Consider the following 22,368-nt stretch of genomic DNA (forward strand, 5'->3'; position numbering starts at 1 on the left):
GGATCGAGCAGTCTGGTCATCAGGTGCCGCGCGGCCGGCGGGGATGGCAGCCGGGCGGCGGCTCGTTCAGGATCGCCCAGAAGCTGCCGATGTCGCGGATGGCGTCGAAGAACTCCTTGAAACCGACCGGCTTGACGACGAAGGCGTTCACCCCCAGCCGGTAGCTGCGGACCAGATCCTGCTCCTCCTTGGAGGATGTCAGCATGACAACCGGGATGGCGCGGGTGCTGTCGTTGGCCTTGATCCGCTGCAGCACCTCGATCCCGTCCACCTTCGGCAGCTTGATGTCGAGGATGATGACCGCCGGGTATTTCGGGTCGGTCGGCTTGGACACCGCCTGCCCATCCTCGTGGAACAGGTAGGACAGCGCTTCCGCCCCGTCGCGGGCGACGACGATGTCGTTGGCGAGCTGCGCCTCCTCGAAGGCTTCCAGCGTCAGCTCCAGGTCTTTCGGGTTGTCCTCGACCAGCAGGATCGGTTTCAGCGTGGCCATTGGGCTACCTCGATTCGGCGGTTGCGGGCCGCGGCAGGGAGAAATGGAAGGTCGCACCGTGGTCGAGCCTGCCTTCCGCCCACACCCGGCCGCCGTGGCGTTCCACGATGCGGCGGACATTGGCGAGGCCGATGCCGATGCCTTCGAACTCCTCCTCGCGGTGCAGGCGCTGGAAGACGCCGAAGAGCTTACCGGCATAGGCCATGTCGAATCCACGGCCATTGTCGCGCACATAGAACTCGTGCGCCTCGGGCGTGCTGCGGCAGCCGATCTCGATTTCCGGGTCGGCACGGTCGCGGGAGTATTTGATGGCGTTGGACAGCAGATTCTGCACCACAAGGCGCAGCATGGTGGGATCGCCGGTGACGCTGGGCAGCGGGTGCACGGTCCAATGGACGTTGCGGCCCCGCAGGTCGGGCTCCAGCAGGTTGCGGACCTCCTCCACCAGCCGGGCGACATCGACCTCCACCCTCGCCAGCGTGGCACGGCCGAGCTGCGAGAAATGCAGAAGCCCGTCGACCAGCGTCCCGGCCGAACTCGCCGCCTCGATGATGCTGTCCAGGTAATGGCGTTCCCGGTCGTTCAGCTTGTCGGCGGCACGGGAGCGCAGAAGCTCGGCGTAGCTGGTGACGTGGCGGAAGGGGGCCCGCAGATCGTGCGAGACCGAATAGGAGAAGGCGGCAAGCTCGCCGTTGCTGCGGCGAAGCTCCTCGTTCAGCGCGGCCATCTCCTCGGCCTTGCGCAGCACGATGCTGACGATGGCGTTGCGGAAGTCGCCGGCCGCCTCGACCTCGCCATGGCGCCAGGGCAGGGACTGGCCGCGCACCGTCTCCTTCCAGGTCTCGAAGGAATTGCGCGGCGAAAGCCTGCCGCTGTCGTCCACGGGCTTCTTGGGATCGCCGGCCCATTCGATGGAGCGCACGATTTCCGGCCGGAACCACAGGACGTAGCTGGGATGCAGCTGGGAGATGGAGATCGCCAGCAGCCCGCTGGCGCTGGCCTCCATCCCGGCGGCGACCTGCATCTCCACCGGCAGCTGGTGGCTGGCGAACAGGTCCTTGATGCCCTGTCCGGCCAGTTCCGCGCCGATGGCCTCGGCCACCTCCTGCGGCGGGGTGTGGCCGATCAGGCGGCAGTCGCCGTCGAACAGGATGGCGGCGCCGTCGGCATTCACCAGCGCCAGCAGATCCTCCGGGTCCTCCGCCAGCCCATCGACGAAGCGTTCCGCCGCGGCCATATGGGCGAGCAGCCGGGCCTGGATGCTCTTGGAGCGGATGCGGTGGTCGGCATCCTCCGCCCGCTCCAGCGCGATCATCTGGCTGGACAGCACCTGCCCCAGCAGGTCGCAGGCGGTGCGGACGGCGAAGGACACCTGCCTCGGTTCGGCATGGTGGCAGGAGATCAGGCCCCACAGCCGTTCGCCCTCCATGACGGAGATCGACATAGAGGCCGGCGTGCCCATGTTGCGCATGTATTCCAGATGGACGGGCGACACGCTGCGCAGCACGGAGAAGCTGAGGTCGAGCGGCCCGGCCGCCCCCTCGGCCGCCAGGATGGGGACCGGCCGGTAACGGGCGTCGGCGATCAGCCGCAGGCGGTTCAGCGCATAGAGGCGGCGCGCCTGTTCCGGAACGTCCGACGCGGGAAAGCGCAGGCCACGGTAGGAGGGCAGGCGTCCGTTGCCGTCCTCGGCGATGACGGTGCCGTTCCACTGCTCGTCGAACTTATAGATCAGGACGCGGTCGAAGCCGGTCAGCGACCGCACCTCCTCCGCCGTGCGGGTCAGCAGCGCCTCGAAATCGTGGGACGCCTGCATCCGCCTGATGCCTTCGCGCATCTGCGGATAGAGCGCCTCCAGCGTGCCGACGCCGGTGTCTTCGAGATCCTCAAGCTCCAGGATCACCAGCCCGCCGGACCGGTGGGCGATGGCCTGATGGTCGCTGCCGCCGCGCAGGTGCAGGATGTCGAGCTGCACCGGCTCGGCCGGGGCGGCGCGCAGCCCGCGGACGAGCGACGCCATGCCGTCGGCGTCGATCAGCCGGTCGATCGGCTGGCCGAACGCCTCCTCCAGGGAACGGTTGAGCACCGCCCCGGCCTCCGCGCTCGCCCGGACCAGCCGCAGGCCGTCGGGGTCCAGCGCCAGGAGGTGGCCGTGCGGCTGGATGCTGCCGGGGATATGAATCGGTTCGCGCGCGCAGGCGTCGAGATCAAGCGTGCCCGCCATGGTCTGCGGCCACGATTCCGGTCCGGTTGCAGGCGTCACGATCGTCCTTTGCTCGTCTCGATCCCATACCCGGCAGGCCCGCTGCTTCAAGCCCTTGCCGACAGGGCCCGCCGGACTTTCGTCGAGAGTACGACGACAATCCGGAAAGTCCACAATGCAAAACCCGCCTCCAGCCGCGCATGTCCCACAGCTGCGGACAGGACGGCAGGATATTCTTCAGAGCCTATACATTCATTATCATAAGGCAAGTTTACGGCCGGTTCCCAGTATTTTGTCCGATCAGCGCTTTAATCATACACCGAAGATCATATGCCTTTCTATCTTACGGGTCAGCTTCTAAGTGCGGGTACCGCCAATGTGCCGCACGGCACGTGGGAAAAGGGAGCGCAAGGGGATTGGACGGCGTAAGATCACCGGGCCTGCCGTACCGGAACGCCGTCCAGGCGGCGGCGGTCAGAAGATCAGCTTCAGGATGCCGGTGACGACCAGCAGGCCGATGATGAAGATGATCAGGATGGCCCAGCCGAGAATCTTGAGCATGGTTTCGGTCCCTGTATGGCTGCGTTCGATGCGCGGTCCCGCCGGCTTGCGGTGACGCCGCGCCCATGCTTGGATCAACCCGAAAGCCACGCTTAGGTTCCCGCGGGAGGCGTGCGGCGGCAACCCAAGTCCCGTTGCGATACGTCCCGTTGCGATATCTCCCGCGGTAACGGATGGCCGGCCGCGGCGGGAGCCGGATGGGATGGGCCGTCTATCGCTTCATCGTCTCGGCCGCCCTGATTTCCGACAGGAAGCTGTGGATCTGCGCGACGACGGCGGCGCCTTCTCCCACCGCGGCGGCCACCCGCTTCGTCGAGCCTGCCCGGACATCCCCGATGGCAAACAGGCCGGGGCGGCTCGTCTCCAGCGGAAGGCGCTGGGAACCATCGGCCGTCGGCGCGGCTGCGGCAGGACCGGTCAATATGAACCCCTTCGCATCCAACGCGACGCCTCCTTCCAGCCATGCGGTGTTCGGATCCGCGCCGATGAACAGGAACAGATGGCGCGCGGACAGATGGCGCTCCGTGCCCGTGGACCGGTTGCGGAGCGTGACGCCGGACAGTCCGGCAGAGGCATCGCCATCCAACTTGACGATCTCGCTTCCGGTATGCAGCTCGACATTCGGCAGGGCCATGATCCGGTCAATCAGATAGCGAGACATCGACGCCTCCAGACCGCCGCCTCGGACGACGAGATGGAGCTTCTCAACGAACGGAGCGAGGAAGACCACCGCCTGACCGGCGGAGTTGCCGCCCCCCAGCAGCACGACCTCCTGCCCGCGGCACAGCTTCGCCTCGATGGGGGACGCCCAATAGGACAGGCCGGCGCCCTTGAACGCCTCCAGGTCCGGAATGTCCGGCCGCCGGTATCGGGCTCCCGACGCGATCACCACCGTCCGGGCCTGAACGGCCGTGACGGCGGCGGTTTCGCTGGCGGCGGCACCATCGATGCGGATCCGGAACGGGCCGCCTTGGACCTGCTCGACCGGGCCCGCCTGGACCGGGATCGCGATCTCCGCGCCGAACTTCTGCGCTTGGTTGAAGGCCCTGCCGGCCAGCGCCTGACCGGAGATGCCGGTCGGGAACCCCAGATAATTCTCGATCCGCGCCGAGGCGCCGGCCTGTCCGCCGATGGCACGGCCGTCGAGCACCAGCACGGACAAGCCTTCCGAGGCGGCATAGACCGCGCCGGCAAGGCCGGCGGGCCCGGCGCCGACCACGGCGACGTCATAAACCTTGTCCGGATCGAGAACGGGTGTCAGGCCAAGCGCGGCGCCGGCTTGGGCGTTACTCGGCCGGCGCAGGATCATGCCGTCGGGGCAGATCATCAGCGGCATCTCGTCGTCGGGGATCGCCGCCCGCTCCAGCAACTCCCGCGCTTCCACATCCTGTCCGGGATCAAGGACGGAGCAGGGGTGCCCGTTTCGGAGCAGGAAGTTCTGAAGTTCGACCGTTTCCGGAGCATCGTGGCGCCCGACCAGCACCGAGCCGGCATCCGCCGTCTCCAGCAGGCCGACCCGCCGCAGGATCAGGGCGCGGAGAACGATTTCGCCGATCTCCGCCGAGCCGACCAGGAGCGCACGCAGATCGGCGGCATCGCAGGGAAGAGCCTCGCATCCATCTGACCCTGCCGTCCCCATCGCCAGCGACGGACGGCCGCCGAGCTGGCTGATCTCACCGGTGAACTGGCCGGGTCCGATCATCGCGATTACGCCTTGATGCCCAAGCCCGTTGCGATGCATCACCTCGATCCCGCCCTGCAGAACGAACCAGGTCGGAGGGCGGCGGTCGCCGACGCCGAACACCGCTTCGCCGGGGCCGAAGCGCCGCGAGTTCGACCCTGCGAAACGGCGGACGGTTTCAAGCTGGCCGGCATTCAGCGTCGGCAGCATCTGGTGCTTGCGGGTATCGATCAGGCTCATGACATCCTCGGCGGCGGAATGGAGGGATGGTGGGCGGCCTTGGCAATGGCCGCGTCGCTGAGCCACGACGCCGACCATGGACTGACAAACTCTATGGTTTGCAGCGGCCCCCGCACACTATACGGGGGTCTGGTGTCGGCACGCCGAAGTGCCACGGCCATGGATACCGGGGACCGGGCAAGCGCATGCCGATGCGACGTCGCATGCATCCGGGTGGCGGCACGCATCCCGGCATGCCGACAATGGCCGGAGGCCGGAGCATCATTTCATCCGGTGCAATAATGAAGTGTCGAGACCGGCCATTCCCGCGATGGGGCGGATGCCGCAGTCTGGCGATGCGGAACGGGAGTGGCCCCGTCCGACACATCGCAGGACCCGCAAATGAAACTCTACCATCACCCCCTGTCGGGCCATGCGCATCGCGCGCATCTGTTCGTCTCGCTTCTCGGCCTGCCCCATGAACTGGTCGAGGTCGACCTGATGGCCGGCGCGCACAAGAGCCCGGAATTCCTGAAGCTGAACCCCTTCGGCCAGGTTCCGGTCCTGGAGGACGACGGCGTCGTCATCGCGGATCTGAACGCGATCCTCGTCTATCTCGCCAAGAAGGCGGGGCGCGGCGACTGGCTGCCGGAGGATCCGGTCGGCGCAGCCGCCGTCCAGCGCTGGCTTTCCGTCGCGGCCGGCGAGCTGGCCTATGGACCGGCGGCCGCCCGGCTGGTCACGGTGTTCGGGGCGAAGTTCAACGCCGAGGAGGTCATCGGCCGGGCCCATACCCTGCTCGCCCGGCTCGAAAGCCGGTTGAGCGGGCAGGACTGGCTGGTCGGCGATCATCCGACCATCGCCGACGTCGCGATCTACAGCTACGTCGCCCGGGCGCCGGAAGGCAATGTCGACCTCTCGGGCTATCCGTCCGTCGGCGATTTCCTCCGCCGTATCGAGGCGCTTCCGGGCTTCGTTCCCTTCGCCCGGACGCCGGCCGGCCTCGCGGCCTGATTCCTGCGGCCTGATCTCCGCATTCCCCTCCAGCATGGGACACCGACGATGACCGCAACACTGACGACGCTGCCGGCTTGGCACGAGGGCGAGACGTTCATCCAGGAGAAGCTGGGCGTGGCCGAGCGGATGGCGGTCGTCGGCCAGCGGGTGATCCGCGACCACATGCCCGACCAGCACCGCGACTTCTTTGCCCAGCTCCCCTTCATCGTGCTGGGCAGCGTCGATCCCGCGGGCGACCCGTGGGCCACGCTCATCGCCGGCCGGCCGGGCTTCATGTCCTCGCCTTCGCCGACGGTGCTCGACATCGCCGCCCATGCGGATCCCGGCGACCCGGCGGGCGAAGGCATCCGGGAGGGCGATGCCGTCGGCCTGCTGGGGATCGAGATGCACACCCGCCGGCGCAACCGCATGAACGGGGTCGTCACGCTCGGCGGGGCGGGGTTCCGGGTCGATGTCGACCAGAGCTTCGGAAACTGCCCCCGCTACATCCAACTGCGGGATTTCGACTTCGCACGGGATCCGGCGGAGCCGTACGCCGGCACGGTGGAGGAGCTTTCCCAACTCGACCCGCAGGCGCGCGCCATGATCGGGGCGGCGGACGCCTTCTTCGTCGCGACCTACGCCGACCTTGCAGAGCGCCGGCAGGTCGATGTGTCCCACCGCGGCGGCAAGGCGGGCTTCGTCCGCGTCGCCGACGACGGAACCCTCACGGTTCCCGACTTCAACGGCAACCTGTTCTTCTCCACCCTCGGGAACATCGTCCTCAACGGCAGGGCCGGGCTGGTCTTCGTCGATTACGGGACCGGCGACCTGCTGCAGATGACCGGCGATGCCGAAGTGATCCTGGACTCGCCGGAGATCGCCGCCTTCCAGGGCGCCGAGCGGCTGTGGACCTTCCGGCCGCGCCGCATCCTGCGCCGGCCCGGCGCGCTGGCCCTGCGCTGGTCGTTCCGGCAAGACGGCTGGTCCCCCGCGTCGCTGGCGACCGGCGACTGGACCCAAGCGGCGGCCCGTCTGCAGGCGGCCGAACCGGAGCCGGACGGGGAGAGCCGCATCCGGCTCGCCCCCTGAAGCGGGGCACGAGACCGCTTGCCAATCCCGTCGCTGCCGGTGCAGGGAATCCGAAGGCACTTGTAAAGCGCCTTTGATCGCAGCGGAGGGGAGAGGGCGCATGGACCGTTGGCAGGCGATGCGGGTTTTCGCGAAGGTGGCCGAAACCGGGAGCTTTGCCGAAACCGCCCGCCTCATGAACCTGAGCGCGCCCGCCGTGACGCGTGCCGTCGCCGCGCTGGAGGAGGTGATCGGCGCCCGGCTATTCGTCCGCACGACGCGGTCGGTCAAGATGACCGAAGCGGGCGTCCGCTATTTCGAGGATTGCCGCCGGATCCTCGCGGACATTGCCGAGGCGGAAGCGGCGGCGGGCGGCTCCTATGCCAATCCCAGCGGAACGCTGTCCGTCACGGCGTCGGTATTGTTCGGCCGGATGCATGTGCTGCCCATCGTCACCGAGTTCCTGGACCTCTATCCCACCATGCGGGCCCGGACGCTCTTCATCGATCGGCCCGTCAACATCGTCGAAGAGGGCATCGACGTCGCGGTGCGCATCGGCCATCTGCCGGATTCCGGCTTCACCGCCATCAAGGTGGGGATGGTCCGGCATGTGATCTGCGGCTCGCCCGCCTATTTCGAGCGCCATGGTGTCCCGACCACGCCGACCGACCTGAGAAGCCATCGGATCGCAGCCTCGACAAGCGCCTGGGCGTCGCCGGAATGGCGGTTCGCGGGGGATCGGCGGGTGACGGTCGACCCTGTCCTGCGATGCAACACCGCCGAAGCGGTGATCGCCACCGCCAAGGCGGGGTGGGGCCTGACGCGGGTTCTGCATTACCAGATCGGTCCGGCGCTGGACGCGGGTGAGTTGCGGATCGTCCTCAGCGACCATGAGGAGCCGCCGCTGCCCATCCATGTCCTGCATCCCGAGGGGCGCCATGCCCCCGCGAAGGTGAGGGCGTTCGTCGATCTGGCGGTGACGCGCCTGCGGGAGAACCGCCTGCTGAACCAGGGTCCATCGGGTGCCGACTGAAGCATCCCGTGGAACCCCGGCCCATCGCTTTGCCGCCCCTCGCCCCCGGTCAGTGCGTTCCCGGATTGGCCCGCGCCTTCGCCACCGCGTTGGCCAGATCCGTCCAGGCCGGCTTGTCCGCCGCGAAGCGGCCGCGCAGATATGCCATCAGGTCCGCCACCTGTTTGTCGGACAGGCTGTCGCGGAAGGCCGGCATATAGCCGAGGTCGCGGGTCGCGGGGTTCTGGATGCCGTGCAGGATGACGCGGGCGAGGTTGTCGGGGCTGTCGCTGTGGACGTTGCTGTTCACCGCCATCGACGGGCTGACGCCGAACAGCGTCGGCCCGTTGCCGTCGCTGTGACAGGCTTGGCAGGCACCGATGAAGATGCGCTCTCCATTGGCGGAGTTGACGGGAGCCGGAGCGGCCGCGGGCGTTTCCACGGCATCGCGGCCCGCATCGCCACCCAGCGAGGCGAGATAGACCGCTATCGCCCGCACGTCCGTCTCCGGCACGGTGGACAGCTCGTGCACCACCGCGGCCATCGGGCCGGCGGCGACGCCATGGCGCTGGGAGAAGCCGGTGCGCAGGTAGGTGAACAGGTCGTCCTCCGTCCAGGGCTTCGGCGCCTTGGACAGCGCGGTCAGGGCCGGCGCTTCCCAGCCATCCACGGTGCCGCCGGCCAGGAAGGCGTCGCCCAACTTCTCCGCTCCCAGCGCATTGCGCGGGCTGTGGCAGGCGGCGCAGTGGCCGAGGCCGTTGACCAGATAGTTGCCGCGGTTCCACTCGGCGCTGCGCTGCGGGTCCGGCTTGTAGGTCTCGCGGTTGAGGAACAGCGTGTTCCAGCCCGCCATCATCGGGCGCAGGTTGAAGGGGAAGCGCATGGTGTTGGCCTGCGTCTCGCTGCGCACAGGGGGCTGCGTCATCATGTAGGCATAGAGCGCCTGCATGTCGTCGTCGGTCATGTTGCGGAAGGCGGTGTAGGGGAAGGCCGGGTAGAGATGCCGGCCGTCGCGGCTGATCCCCTCGCGCATCGCCCGGTCGAAGGCGGCGAAGGACCAGCGCCCGATCCCGCTGTCCGGATCCGGCGTGATGTTGGTGCTGTAGACGGTGCCGAACGGCGTCTCGAACGGCCGGCCGCCGGCATTGGTGGCGCCATTCTCCACCGTGTGGCAGACCGCGCAGTCGCCGAGTGCGGCCAGCTGCCGCCCGCGCTCGATGGTGGCCGACGACCACAGCCCGGCCGACGGTGGCGACACCGGGGCGATTTCGGCGCGGAAGGGCAGGGCGCTGCTCGCCATGCCGATCATCACCCCGCATAAGCCGGTCAGCGAGGCGCCGAGCCACGCCTTCCAGCCGCGCTTGCGCGGCTTCACCGCTTCCGGCGGGGCAGGCGGGACCGGTTCGGACGGGCCGTTCAGCGCCTCGCGCACCCGCTCCGCGGTGATCGGCAACTCGCGGAAGCGGATGCCGGTGGCGTCGAAGATGGCGTTGGCGATGGCCGCGGCACTGGGGACGGAGGCGGATTCGCCCGATCCCAGCGGCGGTTCAGTCTCCCGCGGCATCATCAGCACGTCGATGTCCGGCACCTCGGGGAAGGTCATGATCGGGTAGCCGCCCCATTCCTTAGCGGCGACCACCGAGTCCTCGAACTCCACCTGTTCCTTCAGCACGCGGCTGGTCGACTGGATGACGTTGCCGTGGATCTGGTGACGCACGCCGTCGGGGTTGATCATCTGCCCGGCGTCATGGCCGACCACCACGCGGGTCACCGCGATCTCGCCGGTCTTGCGGTCCACCGCCACGTCCGCCACCCAGGCGGCCCAGGCGGCGCCGAAGCCGGGGAACTTGCTGTGGATGTAGCGGGCATAGGCGAAGCCGCGGCCGCGCAGCACGTCGCCCTCCGGCGGGGTCTGCTGCGGGGCGGTGCGCGGCTGCCAGCCGGCGCGGCCGGCGACGGCACGGATCAGGTCGGCGGCGCGTTCGTCGTCGCGCAGGTGGCGCAGGCGGAACTCCACCGGATCGACTCCCGCGGCGAAGGCCAGCTCGTCGATGTAGCTGTCATGGGCGAAGCTGTTGGGCATCGCCGACACCCCGCGCATCCAGGAGGCGCGGACGATGGGGGCCATGTCGTTGATGACCACCCGCATGTTCTCGTAATCATAGGGCGGGATTGAGGTGCGGTCGCCCATCTCGAACACGGCGGCCACCGGATCGACCCGCCCGGTCAGCAGCAGCGCCAGCGTCGGCGCGCCGTTCGACGGATAGCTGGTGGCGAAGTCGTAGGCGACGATGCCGCCGTCGGCGTCGATCCCGCCATCGACCTCCATCAACTGGGCGGTGCCCTTCGGCTCCCACAGATGCTCCTGCTCACGGGTCAGCTGGACGCGCACCGGCCGGCCGACCGCCTGCGACAGCAGCAGCGCATCCGCCGCCACGTCGTCGGCGCAGTTGCGGCCATAGCAGCCGGCGGCCTCCATCCGCACCACGTCGATCCGCTCCTCCGGCCATTCCAGCAGCCAGGCGAGGTCGGCGCGCAGCAGATGCGGGTTCTGGGTGCCGGACCAGACGGTCGCGCGGTCCGCCTTGCAGTCGGCCACCGCGCAGGACGGCCCGATGGAACCGTGCATCTGGTAGGGCCAGACATAGGTGCGCGTCATCCGCTGGTCGGCGGCGGCGAGCGCGGCATCTACGTCGCCCTTGTCCAGCACCTTGCGCGGCGTGCTGGGATTCTCGCGCAGGGCCTGGGCGAGGTTCGACAGGTCGGGCAGCTTGCGCGTCCAGGGCCTCCAGCTGGTCTTCAGCTCGCGCGCCGCCTTGATCGCCTGTTCCTCGCGCTCCGCCACCACGCCGACGAAGTCGCGCACCACCACCACCTTGATGATTCCGGGGATGTGGGCGATGGAGCTTTCGTCGATGCTCTCCAGGCTGTTGCCGACGAATTCGCCGCTGTCGAGGCCGGCATAGGGCGGGCGGACCACCCGGCCATGCAGCATCCCCGGCAGCCGCAGGTCATGAACGTACGAGAATTCGCCGGTCGCCTTGGCCGGAATGTCGACGCGCGGCGCGCCCTTGCCGACCAGCCTGTACTGCTCGCGCGCCTTCAGCGGGGCGTTGCCGCTGATGCGCAGCTCCACCCGTTCGCCCCGCACAAGCTCGCCGTAGGAGACGCGGCGGTTGCCGATTTCACCGTTTTCCGGGGCGATCACCACGCCCTCTTCCACGCGCAATTCGCCCACCGGCACGCCGAACAGGACGGCGGCGCGGTCCAGCAGGTAGCGGCGCGCCTCCGCCGCGGCGTTGCGCAGGGGGACGGCGGAAATCTGGATGGTGGCGCTGGCGATGGTGGCGCCCTGGTTGGGCGTACGGCCGGTGTCGCCCAGCACCATGCGCAGCTGGTCCATGCGCAGGTCCAACTCCTCCGCGACGATCTGGGTCAGCGCGGTCTGGATGCCGGTCCCGAGATCGACATGGCCGTTGAAGGCGAAGACCTGTCCGTCGTCGCGCACCGCCAGGAACAGCGCCATTTCCGGCGGCTTCGGCGTGGCGGTCGCCCCCTTGGCGACCGGGCCGGAGGGCGGCAGGATCTCGTCAACGATCAGCAGGACGCCGGTCGCCGCCATCAGCTCCGCACGGGTCGGCGTCGGCCGGGACTGCGGGTCGGGCGTCGGGCCAAGCGTCGGATCGGTCGTCATGATGTGCTCCGGGGAGGAGAGAAGCCGCGCAGCCCGCATGACGGCGCGCAGGATTTCGACATGGGTGCCGCAGCGGCACAGATTGCCGGACAGGGCGCGGCGCACCTCGTCCATGGTCGGGGTCGGGTTGCGGTCGAGCAGCGCCTTGGCGGTCATGATCATGCCGTTCATGCAATAGCCGCACTGGGCCGCCTGCTCGTCGATGAAGGCCTGCTGGACCGGGTGCGGGGCGCTGCTGCTGCCCAGCCCTTCCAGCGTCACCACCTCGCGCCCCTCCGCCCCGGCCAGCGGGATGACGCAGGACCGCGCGGCGACGCCGTCGAGGATGACGGTGCAGGCCCCGCATTCGCCGAGTCCGCAGCCGTATTTCGGCCCGTTCAGGGCCAGATCGTTGCGCAGGATGTAGAGCAGCGGCGTGTCGGCCATCGCCGTCACCGAAACGGCGCGGCCATTCACCCGCAGCGCGATGGTCTTTTCCATAAAGCGTCCGTCCGGTGCGATAGGTCCCGCATCCCCGCGGGCCTCCGCGGGGTGAAATGGCCCCTGCGGCCCGTTCAACGGGGGTTACTCCTCCCCGTCCTGCGCGATCATCTTCTGCAGGACATGGGTGACCGCCAGCCGTTCCGCCGGGTTCAGCTGCCCCATGGTCAGCTCGCTGATCCGCTTGGCGCAGGGGACCATGTCCTCCAGCAATTGCCGCCCCTCGTCGGTCAGGCAGTTGATGACCTTGCGCCGGTCCTGCGGATCGGAGGTCTGGTGGATCAGCCCGCGCGCCTTCAGCCGGTCGACGATGCCGCGGATCGTCGCCTGGTCGATGGCGGTGGACTTCACCAGCTCGATCAGCGAACTCGGCCCGTTGTCGCGGATGGCGCAGAGCGTGACGAACTGCACCGAGGTCAGCTGCGGGTCGCAGGCGTTGCGCTGGAAGATGGCGAGGTGCCGCTGATAGGCCCGCCGCAGCAGATGGCCGATCTGGTCGGAAAAGACGTAGTCGGCTTTTCCGGGGCCGGCATCGGCGCCGTCTTCGGGCAGCAGGTCTTGGGACATCGGGGACAACATGCGGTGGACCGGGTGTGTGGCGAACGATAGCAGCGGCGGCAGGGGCAGGGAAGGGCGGCGGGCTTTCACCACCTTGCTGCCCCGGGATGCCCCGTCATGCCCTGGACGCCTCCGGCGCCACCACGTCGCCGGCCAGCACCACCGGTTCGCCGTCCAGCAGGATATCGCAGCCGCGAAGCGGGATGTCCATGTGGCAGGGGGTCTTGCGGCTGCCGCCGACCTCGGTGTTCGGCCCGGTGGAGAACAGGAAGTTGCCGTAGAAGGCGCGGGCGTCCATGCACATGCCGTCGTTCTTGTCGTGCAGGCCCATCGCCGTCCATTGCGCCCGCGGCTGCAGGCCCCAGCCGATGTGGGAGATGCCGTAGACCTCCGGATCCTTGAAATAGGCCATGTAGTCGCGCAGGTACTCCGCCTCGAACCCGCCATGGATGCGGCGGATGAAGCCCTCCTCGATCTCCAGCGTCACCTTCTCCCGCACATAGGTCTTGAAGGGCAGCAGGATGTCGCCGACGTCGAGCACCAGCGTGCCTTCGGCGCTGCCCTCGTCCGGCCAGGAGAACAGGAAGCCGCTCGGCCAATGGTCCCAACGGCCAGGCTCGTCGGCAAATCCGTATTCCGTCACCGTCGGATACTGGCCGAGCGTCGCGCGGAAATCGCTGCCGGCCTTGGAGGTCACGGCGATGGAGCGGGCGCGCTTCAGCCGGTCCGCCGCGGCGTTGACGCGGATCTTGTCCTCTTCCGTCGGCATGATGCGGGCCAGCACCTCCGGCGGTTCGACCGCCAGCAGGATGCGGGTGCCGGTCTTCAGGATCTGCTCCTGCTCGGGCGAATGCAGCAGCATCATGGTGTCGACGATCAGGTCGGCCGCCTCCAGCGCGCGCTGGGCGGCGAGGTTGCCGGTCAGGGGCGTGTCGCCGCAATAGGCGGTCATGTCCATGCCCATGGCGCGCGGGTGGTTGAAGGCCGGCAGTTCGACCCCGTACACGTTCGCCCCCAGGCGCTGGGCCGCGTCCATCGCCGCACGCACGATGCGCGGGTTGGAATAGTCGCTTTTCAACACAGCGACGCTCTGTGTCTTGTCCACCTTGGACAGGGTCAGAACCCGTTCGAACATCTGCGTCAGTTCGCGGTCGCTCACCGGCATCTCATCTCTCCCAACCTTAGTGGCCGCGGTCGCCGAAGGCGCGATCCGGGCCCTGTTTCCGGGTGGACATCCGCCGATCATCGCGGCGGGCTGACCAGGACATATAGAGCGTATAGGCTTAATTCGGCTATGAACAGTATGGGGGTAAGCCCTTCGCTGCCGCTGTGCCGATATGAATAACAAATAGGCATCAGTGATTTAAAATGAGGCTCTACAAGGCTAATTCGCGGTCAGTTCGCGCCACAAACGGCCCGAACCACCCCGGAAAGCCTGAGTAGCGTTGTATGACGAATTGTGTTGCGTGGCAAGCTGAAACAGCGTACACACTTCATATCGAGTTCAACGCAACGGTCGCCGGCCGGCGCCGGGGAGAGAAGCCCCCGGACCCCTTTCCGCACCCTTGCATCCGGTCGCGCGCCCAGCGGCGGCGGCGGCCGAATACCCCCACGTCAGCGAAGGGCAATATCCATGGGAAAGACTCAGAGAATCGCGATTGTCGGGGCCGGGCTGGGCGGTGCCGCCGCCGCCGGGCTTCTGCAGCAGGCCGGGTTCCAGGTGGATGTCTACGAACAGGCCCCTGAATTCTCCCGCCTGGGCGCGGGCATCCATGTCGGTCCCAACGTTATGAAGGTGTTCCGCCGCCTCGGCATCGAAAAGCCGCTGGAGGCGATGGGCTCCAAGCCGGACTTCTGGTTCAGCCGCGACGGCTTCACCGGCGATTACCTGTCGCGCATCCCGCTGGGCGACTTCGCCAAGCGCGAGTACGGCGCCGCCTATGTCACCGTCCACCGCGGCGACATGCATCTGCTGCAGATGGACACGCTGGCCCCCGGCACCGTCCATTTCGACAAGCGGCTGGAGACGATCACCGACAGCGGCGACGACGTCCACATGACCTTCGCCGACGGGACGGAGGCGCGGGCCGACATCGTCATCGGCGCCGACGGCATCAACTCCCGCATCCGCGAGGCCCTGCTGGGTGTCGAAGCGCCGAACTACAGCGGCTGGGTCGCCCACCGCGCGCTGATCCGCGGCGACCAGCTGGCGAAATACGACCTGACCTTCGAGGACTGCATCAAGTGGTGGACGGAGGACCGTCACATGATGGTCTATTTCACCACCGGGAAGCGCGACGAATACTACTACGTCACCGGCGTGCCGCATCCGGCCTGGGACTTCCAGGAAGCCTTCGTCGACAGCAGCCGCGAGGAGATGTACGAGGCGTTCCAGGGCTACCACCCGACCGTCCAGGCGCTGATCGAGTGCACGGAGGAGGTCACCAAGTGGCCGCTGCGCAACCGCAACCCGCTGCCGCTGTGGAGCCGCGGCCGGCTGGTCCTGCTGGGCGACGCCTGCCATCCGATGAAGCCGCACATGGCGCAGGGCGCGGGCATGGCGATCGAGGACGCGGCGATGCTGACCCGCTGCCTGAGTGAGACCGGCCTGACCGACTACCGCACCGCCTTCGCGCTGTACGAGGCCAACCGCAAGGACCGCGCGACGCGGGTGCAGGCGGTGTCCAACGCCAACACCTTCCTGCGCACGCAGGAGGATCCGGCCTGGGTCTTCGGCTACGACGTCTATGAGCAGCCGCTGCGCGAAGGCATCGCGGCATGACCGCCTCGACCTTCCTCTACGGCGCCAACGTCCAGGCCAACGGTATCCGCCAGCATTACCTGCGCTATGGCGGGGAGCGGCATGCCGGACGCCCGGCCATCGTGCTGATCCCCGGCATCACCAGCCCGGCGGTCACCTGGGGCTTCGTCGCCGAACGCTTCGGGCAACAGTTCGACACCTATGTGCTGGACGTGCGCGGGCGCGGCCTGTCGGAAAGCGGTCCGCATCTGGATTACGGCATTGATGCCTGCGCCGACGATGTGAACGCTTTCGTCGCTGCGCTCGGCCTGACCGATTACGTCCTGGTCGGCCATTCCATGGGCGCCCGCTTCGCCATCCGTGCCTCGGTGCGCGGGGACGGGAAGGGCCTGCGCCAGCTGGTGCTGGTCGATCCGCCGGTCTCCGGCCCGGGCCGCCGGCCCTATCCCAGCGGCCTGCCCTGGTACGTCGATTCGATCCGCCAGTCGCTGAAGGGCATGGATGCCGACGCCATGCGCGCCTTCTGCCCGACCTGGACGGAGGAGCAGCTGCGCCTGCGCGCCGAATGGCTGCACACCTGCTACGAGCCGGCCATCGTCCGGACCTATGAGGGCTTCCACCAGGACGACATCCATGCCGACCTGCCGAAGCTGCCGGCCCCCGCGCTGCTGATCGTCGCCGGCCGCGGCGGCGTCATCCTGCCGGAGGATGAGGAGGAGATCGCCCGCCTCCAGCCCGCCATCCGCATCGCCCGCGTCCCCAATGCCGGGCACATGATCCCCTGGGACAACCTCGACGGCTTCTTCGCCGCCTTCGGCGACAGCCTCGGCCATCCCCTCGCCTGACACACAGGAACAGATCCCATGTCTTCGCTGTACCGCATCGGCCAGATCGTCCCCAGCTCCAACGTCACCATGGAAACGGAAATCCCGGCCATGCTGACCGCGCGTCAGGCGATCCGCCCCGAACGCTTCACCTTCCATTCCGCCCGCATGCGGATGAAGACGGTCAAGAAGGACGAGCTGGCGGCGATGGACGCCGAATCCGACCGCTGCGCCGTCGAGCTGTCGGACGCCCGCGTCGATGTGCTGGGCTATGCCTGCCTCGTCGCCATCATGTCGATGGGCCTCGGCTACCACCGCGATTCCGAAGCGCGCCTCGCCCGCAAGACGCTGGAGAACGACGCGCCGGCCCCGGTGGTCACCAGCGCCGGCGCCCTGGTCGACGGGCTGAAGGTGATGGGCGCCAAGCGCATCGCCATCGTCGCCCCCTACATGCGCCCGCTGACCGAACTGGTGGTGGATTACATCCGCGCCGAGGGCTTCGAGGTGCAGGACTGGCGCGCGCTGGAGATCCCCGACAACCTCGATGTCGCTCGCCACGACCCCAACAACCTGCCGGACATCGTGCGCGGCATGAACCTGGAGGGCGTGGACGTGGTCGTCCTATCCGCCTGCGTGCAGATGCCGTCGCTGCCGGTGGTGCCGCGGGTGGAGGCGGAGACCGGCAAGCCGGTGCTGACCGCCGCCATCGCCACGACCTACGCCATGCTGAAGGCGCTGAAGCTGGAGCCGATCGTTCCCGGCGCCGGCGCCCTGCTGTCCGGCGCTTACTGAGGAGGTGAGGCGCATGACCGACGGGCAGAGCGCATCCGACAATTACAAGGGCGTCTGGGGCAACCGGATCGGCTTCGGCGAGCGGCCGGCCCTGCTGGTGATCGACTTCATGCAGGGCTACACCACCGAAGGCGCGCCGCTCTACGCCCCCGGCGTGGTGAGCGCGGTGGCGGAAACGGTGGACCTGCTGGACGCCGCCCGCCGTACCGGCATCCCGGTCGTCCACACCAACATCCGCTATCACCCCGGCCATTTCGCCGACGGCGGCATGTGGGTGCGCAAGGCCCCGGTGATGAAGGACATGGTGGAGGGCAACCCGCTCGCCGCCTTCTGCCCGGAGGTCACGCCGCTCGCGCATGAGGTGGTGATCTCAAAGCAATATGCCAGCGCCTTCTTCGGCACCAGCCTCGCCCCGATGCTGCATGCGATGGGGGTGGACACGGTGGTGCTAACCGGCTGCTCGACCAGCGGCTGCATCCGCGCCAGCGCCGTCGATGCGGTCCAGCACGGCTTCCGCACCATCGTGGTGCGCGACTGCGTCGGCGACCGCCACGACGGCCCGCACGAGGCCAACCTGTTCGACATCGACAGCAAATACGGCGACGTGGTGAACAAGCAGGAGGTGATCGACCGGTTCGGCCGGTGAGATACCGGTAGAATCCCCTCTCCCCCTCGGGGAGAAGGGGATGAGCACTTCAGGACCAACAAAAAACAAAACTGGGACCGACAACCGGCGCCGCACCCGAGACAGGCGGCGCCGGCGTGAAAAAACAGGACGGGTTCACAACGCGATCAGCGTAAGGAGACAGACGACATGTCCTATGCCCAGACGACAACAGCGAATGCCGCACCCAATGTAGCTTTGGGCGCGGCGCAATCCGTCGATGCGGAACAGCTCTACAAGAAGATCACCTGGCGCCTCATTCCCTTCCTCTGCTTCTGCTATCTGGCGGCCTATCTCGACCGCATCAACATCGGCTTCGCCAAGCTGCAGATGATGGGTGACCTGCAGTTCAGCGAGGCCGCCTATGGTCTGGGCGCCGGCCTGTTCTTCGTCGGCTACATCCTGTTCGAGGTGCCGAGCAACCTCGTGCTGACCCGCGTCGGCGCGCGGCTGTGGATCGCCCGCATCATGATCACCTGGGGCCTGTTGTCCGCCGCCACCATGCTGGTCACCACGCCGACCCAGTTCTACATCGTCCGTTTCCTGCTGGGCGCCGCCGAGGCGGGCTTCCTGCCGGGCGTGCTCTATTACCTGACGCTGTGGTTCCCGACCTACCGCCGCGGCCGCATCATGGCGCTGTTCGTCATCGGCCTGCCGCTGTCCAGCGTGATCGGCGGCCCGCTGTCGGGCTGGATCATGAGCCATTTCGACAATGTCCAGGGCCTGCGCGGCTGGCAGTGGCTGTTCCTGCTGGAAGCGCTGCCCAGCGTCATCCTGGGCTTCCTGACCTTCGTCGCCCTGCCCAACTCCTACAAGGACGCCAAGTGGCTGTCGGAGGATGAGAAGGCCCGCCTTGCCGTCGACCTGCGCGGCGACGATGCCGAGGCCAAGAATGTCGGCCACAGCTTCAAGGAAGGGCTGCTGAACCTGAAGGTCTGGATGCTGGGCGGCATCGACTTCGCCATCCTGCTGACCGCCTACGCCATCGGTTTCTGGCTGCCGACCTTCATCCGCAAGACCGGCGTGATGGACCCGTTCCACATCGGCCTGCTGACCATGATCCCCAACATCGTCGCGGTGGTCGGCATCCTGCTGATCGGCGCCAGTTCCGACCGGATGCGCGAGCGCCGCTGGCACATCATCATCCCCTTCCTGGCCGCCTCGGCCGCGATGGCGACCAGCACATTCTTCGCCGAGAACCTCGTCGCCACCGTGGCGCTGTTCACCATCGCGTCGGTCGGCGTGCTGGGTCCGCTTCCCGCCTATTTCAGCCTGCCGGCCACCTTCCTGAAGGGCACGGCGGCCGCCACCGGCTTCGCCATGGCGATCTCGCTCGCCAGCATCGCCGGTCTGGTCAGCAACTCGCTGATCGGCATCGTCATCGACCTGACCGGCAGCAGCAGCGCCGCCTTGTGGTTCTTCTCCGGCTGTCTCGTGATCGGCGCCCTGCTGGTCTATGCGCTCCCGCCCAAGGTGGTGAACCGCTGAGCATGATGATTCAGCGTGTAAACCATCTGTGAAAGATCACGCGATATGAGTGTGTAAACGGCTCGGCCGGCGCCGCCCCAGGGGTGCGGCGCCGGTCGGCCGTTCCGGCGGGTCCGGCCACGGCGCGGCCGAGACGCACGCCTCAAAGCCAGTCGCCGGGGGACAACAGAGACATGATTTCCGCATTGCGTGGCATCCGGGGGCGCCTTCTGCTGCTGCCCCTGATCACCGTCCTGGCGCTGGTCGGCGCCGGGGCCATGACCGCAAGGTCGCTCGGCACCGTGATGATGGAGGAGCGCCAGGCCCGCGCCCGCGTCGCGGTGGAGATGGTGACCTCCATCATCGAACGCTTCGAACAGCGCGCCGCCTCCGGCGAGCTGCCGGTCGCCGACGCGCAGAAGCTGGCGCTCGACATCGCGCGGTCGGCCCGCTACGACGGCACTGAGTACGCGCTGATCCTCGACCGCAAGGGCAACATCCTGGCCCACCTGAACCCGCAGGTCGAAGGCAAGGCGATGTGGGACAGCACCGACAAGACCGGCCGGCTGTTCGTGCGCGACGAGATCGCGGCGGCCGAATCCGGCGGCGGCTATTCCTCCTTCTTCTTTCCCAAGCCGGGCTCCAGCGATCCGGTGGAGAAGTCGGCCTATTCCAAGCTGACCAAGGGATGGGGCTGGGTCGTCAGCTCCGGCGTCTATCTCGACACCGTCGCCGCCGCGCGCCTGCAGACCATGCTGAACATCGCCGCTGTGATCGCGGTGCTGGCCGCGGTCAGCCTCGGCCTCGCCGTCTGGATCGGCCGGCGCATCACCACCCCCATCCTGCAGCTGACCCAGGCGACCAACCGCATTTCCACCGGCGACCTGTCTGTCGCCATCGGCCACCAGGACCGCGGGGACGAGGTCGGCACGCTCGCCCGCGCGCTGGAGGAGTTCAAGCGCAACGGCATCGAGGTGCGCCGCCTGCAGGCGGAGGCCGAGGCGCAGAAGGACCGCACGGAGGCCGAGCGCCGCGCCGCCCTGCTCGACATGGCCGCCCGGTTCGAGGCGCGCGTGCTGGGCGTGGTGAGCACCGTCGCCGCCGCGGCCCATCAGATGGAGAGCACCGCCACCGGCATGGCCGGCGCCGCCGACCGGTCCGGCACCCAGGCGCATGCGGTGTCGCAGGCGTCGGAGCAGGCCAGCAGCAACGTCAACACCGTCGCCGCCGCGACGGAGGAGCTGTTCGCCTCCATCGCCGAGATCGGCCGTCAGGTGACGATGTCCACCTCCGTTGCCGGCCGCGCGGTGGACGAGGCGGCGAAGATCGACGGCATGATCCAGAGCCTTGCGTCGGCCGCCCAGGAGATCGGTCAGGTGGTGGAGCTTATCAACGCCATCGCCGGCCAGACCAACCTGCTGGCGCTGAACGCCACCATCGAGGCGGCCCGCGCCGGCGAGCATGGCAAGGGCTTCGCCGTCGTGGCAAGCGAGGTGAAGGCGCTCGCCAACCAGACCGCCCGCGCCACCGACGACATCCAGGCCAAGGTGCTGGAAATCCAGCAGTTCACCGGCAGCACGGTGACGGCGGTGCAGGGCATCGGCGCCACCATCACCTCGGTCAGCGACATCGCCACCGCCATCGCATCGGCGGTGGAGCAGCAGAGCGCCGCCACCAAGGACATCGGCGCCAACATCCAGCAGGCCGCCCGCCACACGGCGGAGGTCAACAGCAACATCGCCGGCGTCGCCCAGACCGTCGGGCAGACCGGCACCGCCGCGTCGGGCGTGCTGGAGGCCGCCAGCGGTCTGGTGCGCGAGACCGTCAAGCTGCGCAGCGAGGTCGAGGACTTCCTCTCCACCGTCCGCGCCGCCTGAGCTTGCGGTTCGCCGTCACGGTGCCTGGATCGTCCGGAAGGCGATGGGCACCGCGACGCGCATCGCCTCGATGAAGCGGCGCAGCCGTGCCGGCTGGTGGCGGGCCGGCGGATAGACCAGATGAACCGGAAGCGGTGCCGCCCGCCAGTCCGGCGCCAGATGCACCAGCCGGCCTGCCGCCAGATCCTCCACCAGCGCCCATTGCGATCCGATGGCAGCCCCCAGCCCGCGAAGCGCCGCGTTGCGGATCGCCTGCAGCCCGTCGGTGGACAGGCGCGGGCGGATGGGAAAGGTCACCGCCTCGCCGGTATCGGCATGGGTCAGCGTCACCTCGTCGCGATAGAAGGTGCGCAGAGCCAGCCAGGGCAGATCCGCCAGCTCCGACGCATGCGCCGGGACCGGACGCCCGCCGAGCAGGGCAGGGGAGGCGACGGCGATCCGCGGCACCTCCGCCAGCCGCAGGGCGATCACCGACGGGTCGCCGACCTCGCCGACGCGGATGGCACAGTCGATCCCCTCGCCGATGAAATCGGGCATGCGGTCATGCAGCAGCCATTCCACCGTCATCCGCGGGTAGCGTTGCAGGTAGTCGGCCACCGGCCCGATCAGCTGCTGCTGCCCGAACGCATGCGGCGCCACCACCCGCAGATGGCCGGACGGCTGGTCGTCCGCCCCGCGCACGTCGCTTTCCAGCATCTGCCAGCCGGCGAGCAGGTCCTTCGCCCGCTCGTAGCAGCGCGCCCCGTCGTCGGTCAGCGCCATCCGGTGGGTGGAGCGCTGCAGCAGGCGGACGCCCAGCATCCGTTCCAGCTGTTGCAGGCGGCGGCTGACCGTCGGCTGGGTGCTGCCGAGTTGCGCCGCCGCGGCCGACAGGTTGCCGGCCTCCACGATGCGGACGAAGGTTTCCAATAGGGCGATGCGGTCGCTGCCGGCTGCCGGGAGATCAGTGCTCATACGCACTACGTATAGCAAATCTACACCTGATCCGGCTACCGTCCCATCAGACCCGCGGCCA

Annotated in this window: 16 protein-coding genes and 1 pseudogene; 9 read left to right on the forward strand and 8 right to left on the reverse strand. The window is 68.2% G+C overall.

From position 1 onward, the window contains the following. Positions 1–19: 19 nt before the first annotated feature. The 4 genes from AB8P05_RS18160 to AB8P05_RS18175 form a co-directional block, all read right to left on the reverse strand. On the reverse strand, positions 20–493 hold the full coding sequence (locus AB8P05_RS18160) for a response regulator (RefSeq protein ID WP_452007569.1): 474 nt from the start codon (positions 491–493) through the stop codon (positions 20–22). Positions 494–497: 4 nt separating this feature from the next. After that, positions 498–2,717, reverse strand: coding sequence for an ATP-binding protein (locus AB8P05_RS18165; RefSeq protein WP_472759656.1), 2,220 nt, complete (start codon positions 2,715–2,717; stop codon positions 498–500). A gap of 453 nt (positions 2,718–3,170) precedes the next feature. Further along, on the reverse strand, positions 3,171–3,347 hold the full coding sequence (locus AB8P05_RS18170) for a small membrane protein YohP (protein WP_472759657.1): 177 nt from the start codon (positions 3,345–3,347) through the stop codon (positions 3,171–3,173). A 121-nt stretch (positions 3,348–3,468) separates the two neighbouring features. Beyond that, entirely contained in the window at positions 3,469–5,178 is a 1,710-nt protein-coding gene (locus tag AB8P05_RS18175; protein ID WP_472759658.1) for an FAD-dependent oxidoreductase, read from the reverse strand. Positions 5,179–5,559: 381 nt separating this feature from the next. On the opposite strand from AB8P05_RS18175, the gene AB8P05_RS18180 reads away from it, so the two are divergent. From AB8P05_RS18180 to AB8P05_RS18190, 3 genes and pseudogenes are all read left to right on the forward strand, one after another. After that, complete coding sequence (locus tag AB8P05_RS18180; protein WP_472759659.1) at positions 5,560–6,171, forward strand: glutathione S-transferase family protein; 612 nt, start codon at positions 5,560–5,562, stop codon at positions 6,169–6,171. Positions 6,172–6,219: 48 nt separating this feature from the next. Continuing rightward, a pseudogene (locus tag AB8P05_RS18185) lies at positions 6,220–7,203 on the forward strand (pyridoxamine 5'-phosphate oxidase family protein); the annotation flags it as partial. 142 nt (positions 7,204–7,345) lie between these two features. Beyond that, entirely contained in the window at positions 7,346–8,257 is a 912-nt protein-coding gene (locus tag AB8P05_RS18190; protein WP_472759660.1) for a LysR family transcriptional regulator, read from the forward strand. Positions 8,258–8,306: 49 nt separating this feature from the next. Here AB8P05_RS18190 and AB8P05_RS18195 read toward each other — a convergent pair whose 3' ends face one another. The 3 genes from AB8P05_RS18195 to AB8P05_RS18205 form a co-directional block, all read right to left on the reverse strand. After that, entirely contained in the window at positions 8,307–12,410 is a 4,104-nt protein-coding gene (locus AB8P05_RS18195; protein WP_472759661.1) for a molybdopterin cofactor-binding domain-containing protein, read from the reverse strand. An 84-nt stretch (positions 12,411–12,494) separates the two neighbouring features. After that, positions 12,495–12,977, reverse strand: coding sequence for a MarR family winged helix-turn-helix transcriptional regulator (locus AB8P05_RS18200; RefSeq protein WP_455173830.1), 483 nt, complete (start codon positions 12,975–12,977; stop codon positions 12,495–12,497). Between the two features lie 106 nt (positions 12,978–13,083). Further along, entirely contained in the window at positions 13,084–14,133 is a 1,050-nt protein-coding gene (locus tag AB8P05_RS18205; protein WP_472759662.1) for a 2,5-dihydroxypyridine 5,6-dioxygenase, read from the reverse strand. Positions 14,134–14,601: 468 nt separating this feature from the next. Between AB8P05_RS18205 and AB8P05_RS18210 the strand changes: the two genes are divergently transcribed. From AB8P05_RS18210 to AB8P05_RS18235, 6 genes are all read left to right on the forward strand, one after another. Continuing rightward, positions 14,602–15,750, forward strand: coding sequence for an FAD-dependent monooxygenase (locus AB8P05_RS18210; protein WP_472759663.1), 1,149 nt, complete (start codon positions 14,602–14,604; stop codon positions 15,748–15,750). Continuing rightward, a complete protein-coding gene (locus AB8P05_RS18215; protein WP_472759664.1) occupies positions 15,747–16,574 on the forward strand; it encodes an alpha/beta fold hydrolase in 828 nt (275 codons plus the stop codon). The genes AB8P05_RS18210 and AB8P05_RS18215 overlap by 4 nt, the downstream gene beginning before the upstream one ends. 18 nt (positions 16,575–16,592) lie before the next feature. Continuing rightward, positions 16,593–17,345, forward strand: coding sequence for a maleate cis-trans isomerase family protein (locus tag AB8P05_RS18220; protein WP_472759665.1), 753 nt, complete (start codon positions 16,593–16,595; stop codon positions 17,343–17,345). Between the two features lie 13 nt (positions 17,346–17,358). After that, positions 17,359–17,991: an N-carbamoylsarcosine amidohydrolase gene (locus tag AB8P05_RS18225; RefSeq protein WP_472759666.1), complete on the forward strand. Its 633-nt coding sequence runs from the start codon at positions 17,359–17,361 to the stop codon at positions 17,989–17,991. Between the two features lie 168 nt (positions 17,992–18,159). After that, complete coding sequence (locus tag AB8P05_RS18230) at positions 18,160–19,497, forward strand: MFS transporter (protein ID WP_472759667.1); 1,338 nt, start codon at positions 18,160–18,162, stop codon at positions 19,495–19,497. Positions 19,498–19,670: 173 nt separating this feature from the next. Continuing rightward, positions 19,671–21,353 carry a methyl-accepting chemotaxis protein gene (locus AB8P05_RS18235; RefSeq protein WP_472759668.1) on the forward strand — a complete coding sequence of 561 codons (1,683 nt, stop codon included), beginning with the start codon at positions 19,671–19,673 and terminating at the stop codon, positions 21,351–21,353. Between the two features lie 15 nt (positions 21,354–21,368). Here AB8P05_RS18235 and AB8P05_RS18240 read toward each other — a convergent pair whose 3' ends face one another. Continuing rightward, a complete protein-coding gene (locus AB8P05_RS18240) occupies positions 21,369–22,307 on the reverse strand; it encodes a LysR family transcriptional regulator (protein ID WP_472759669.1) in 939 nt (312 codons plus the stop codon). Positions 22,308–22,368 lie beyond the last annotated feature (61 nt).

Source organism: Azospirillum sp. VT-I1 (genome assembly GCF_055698305.1).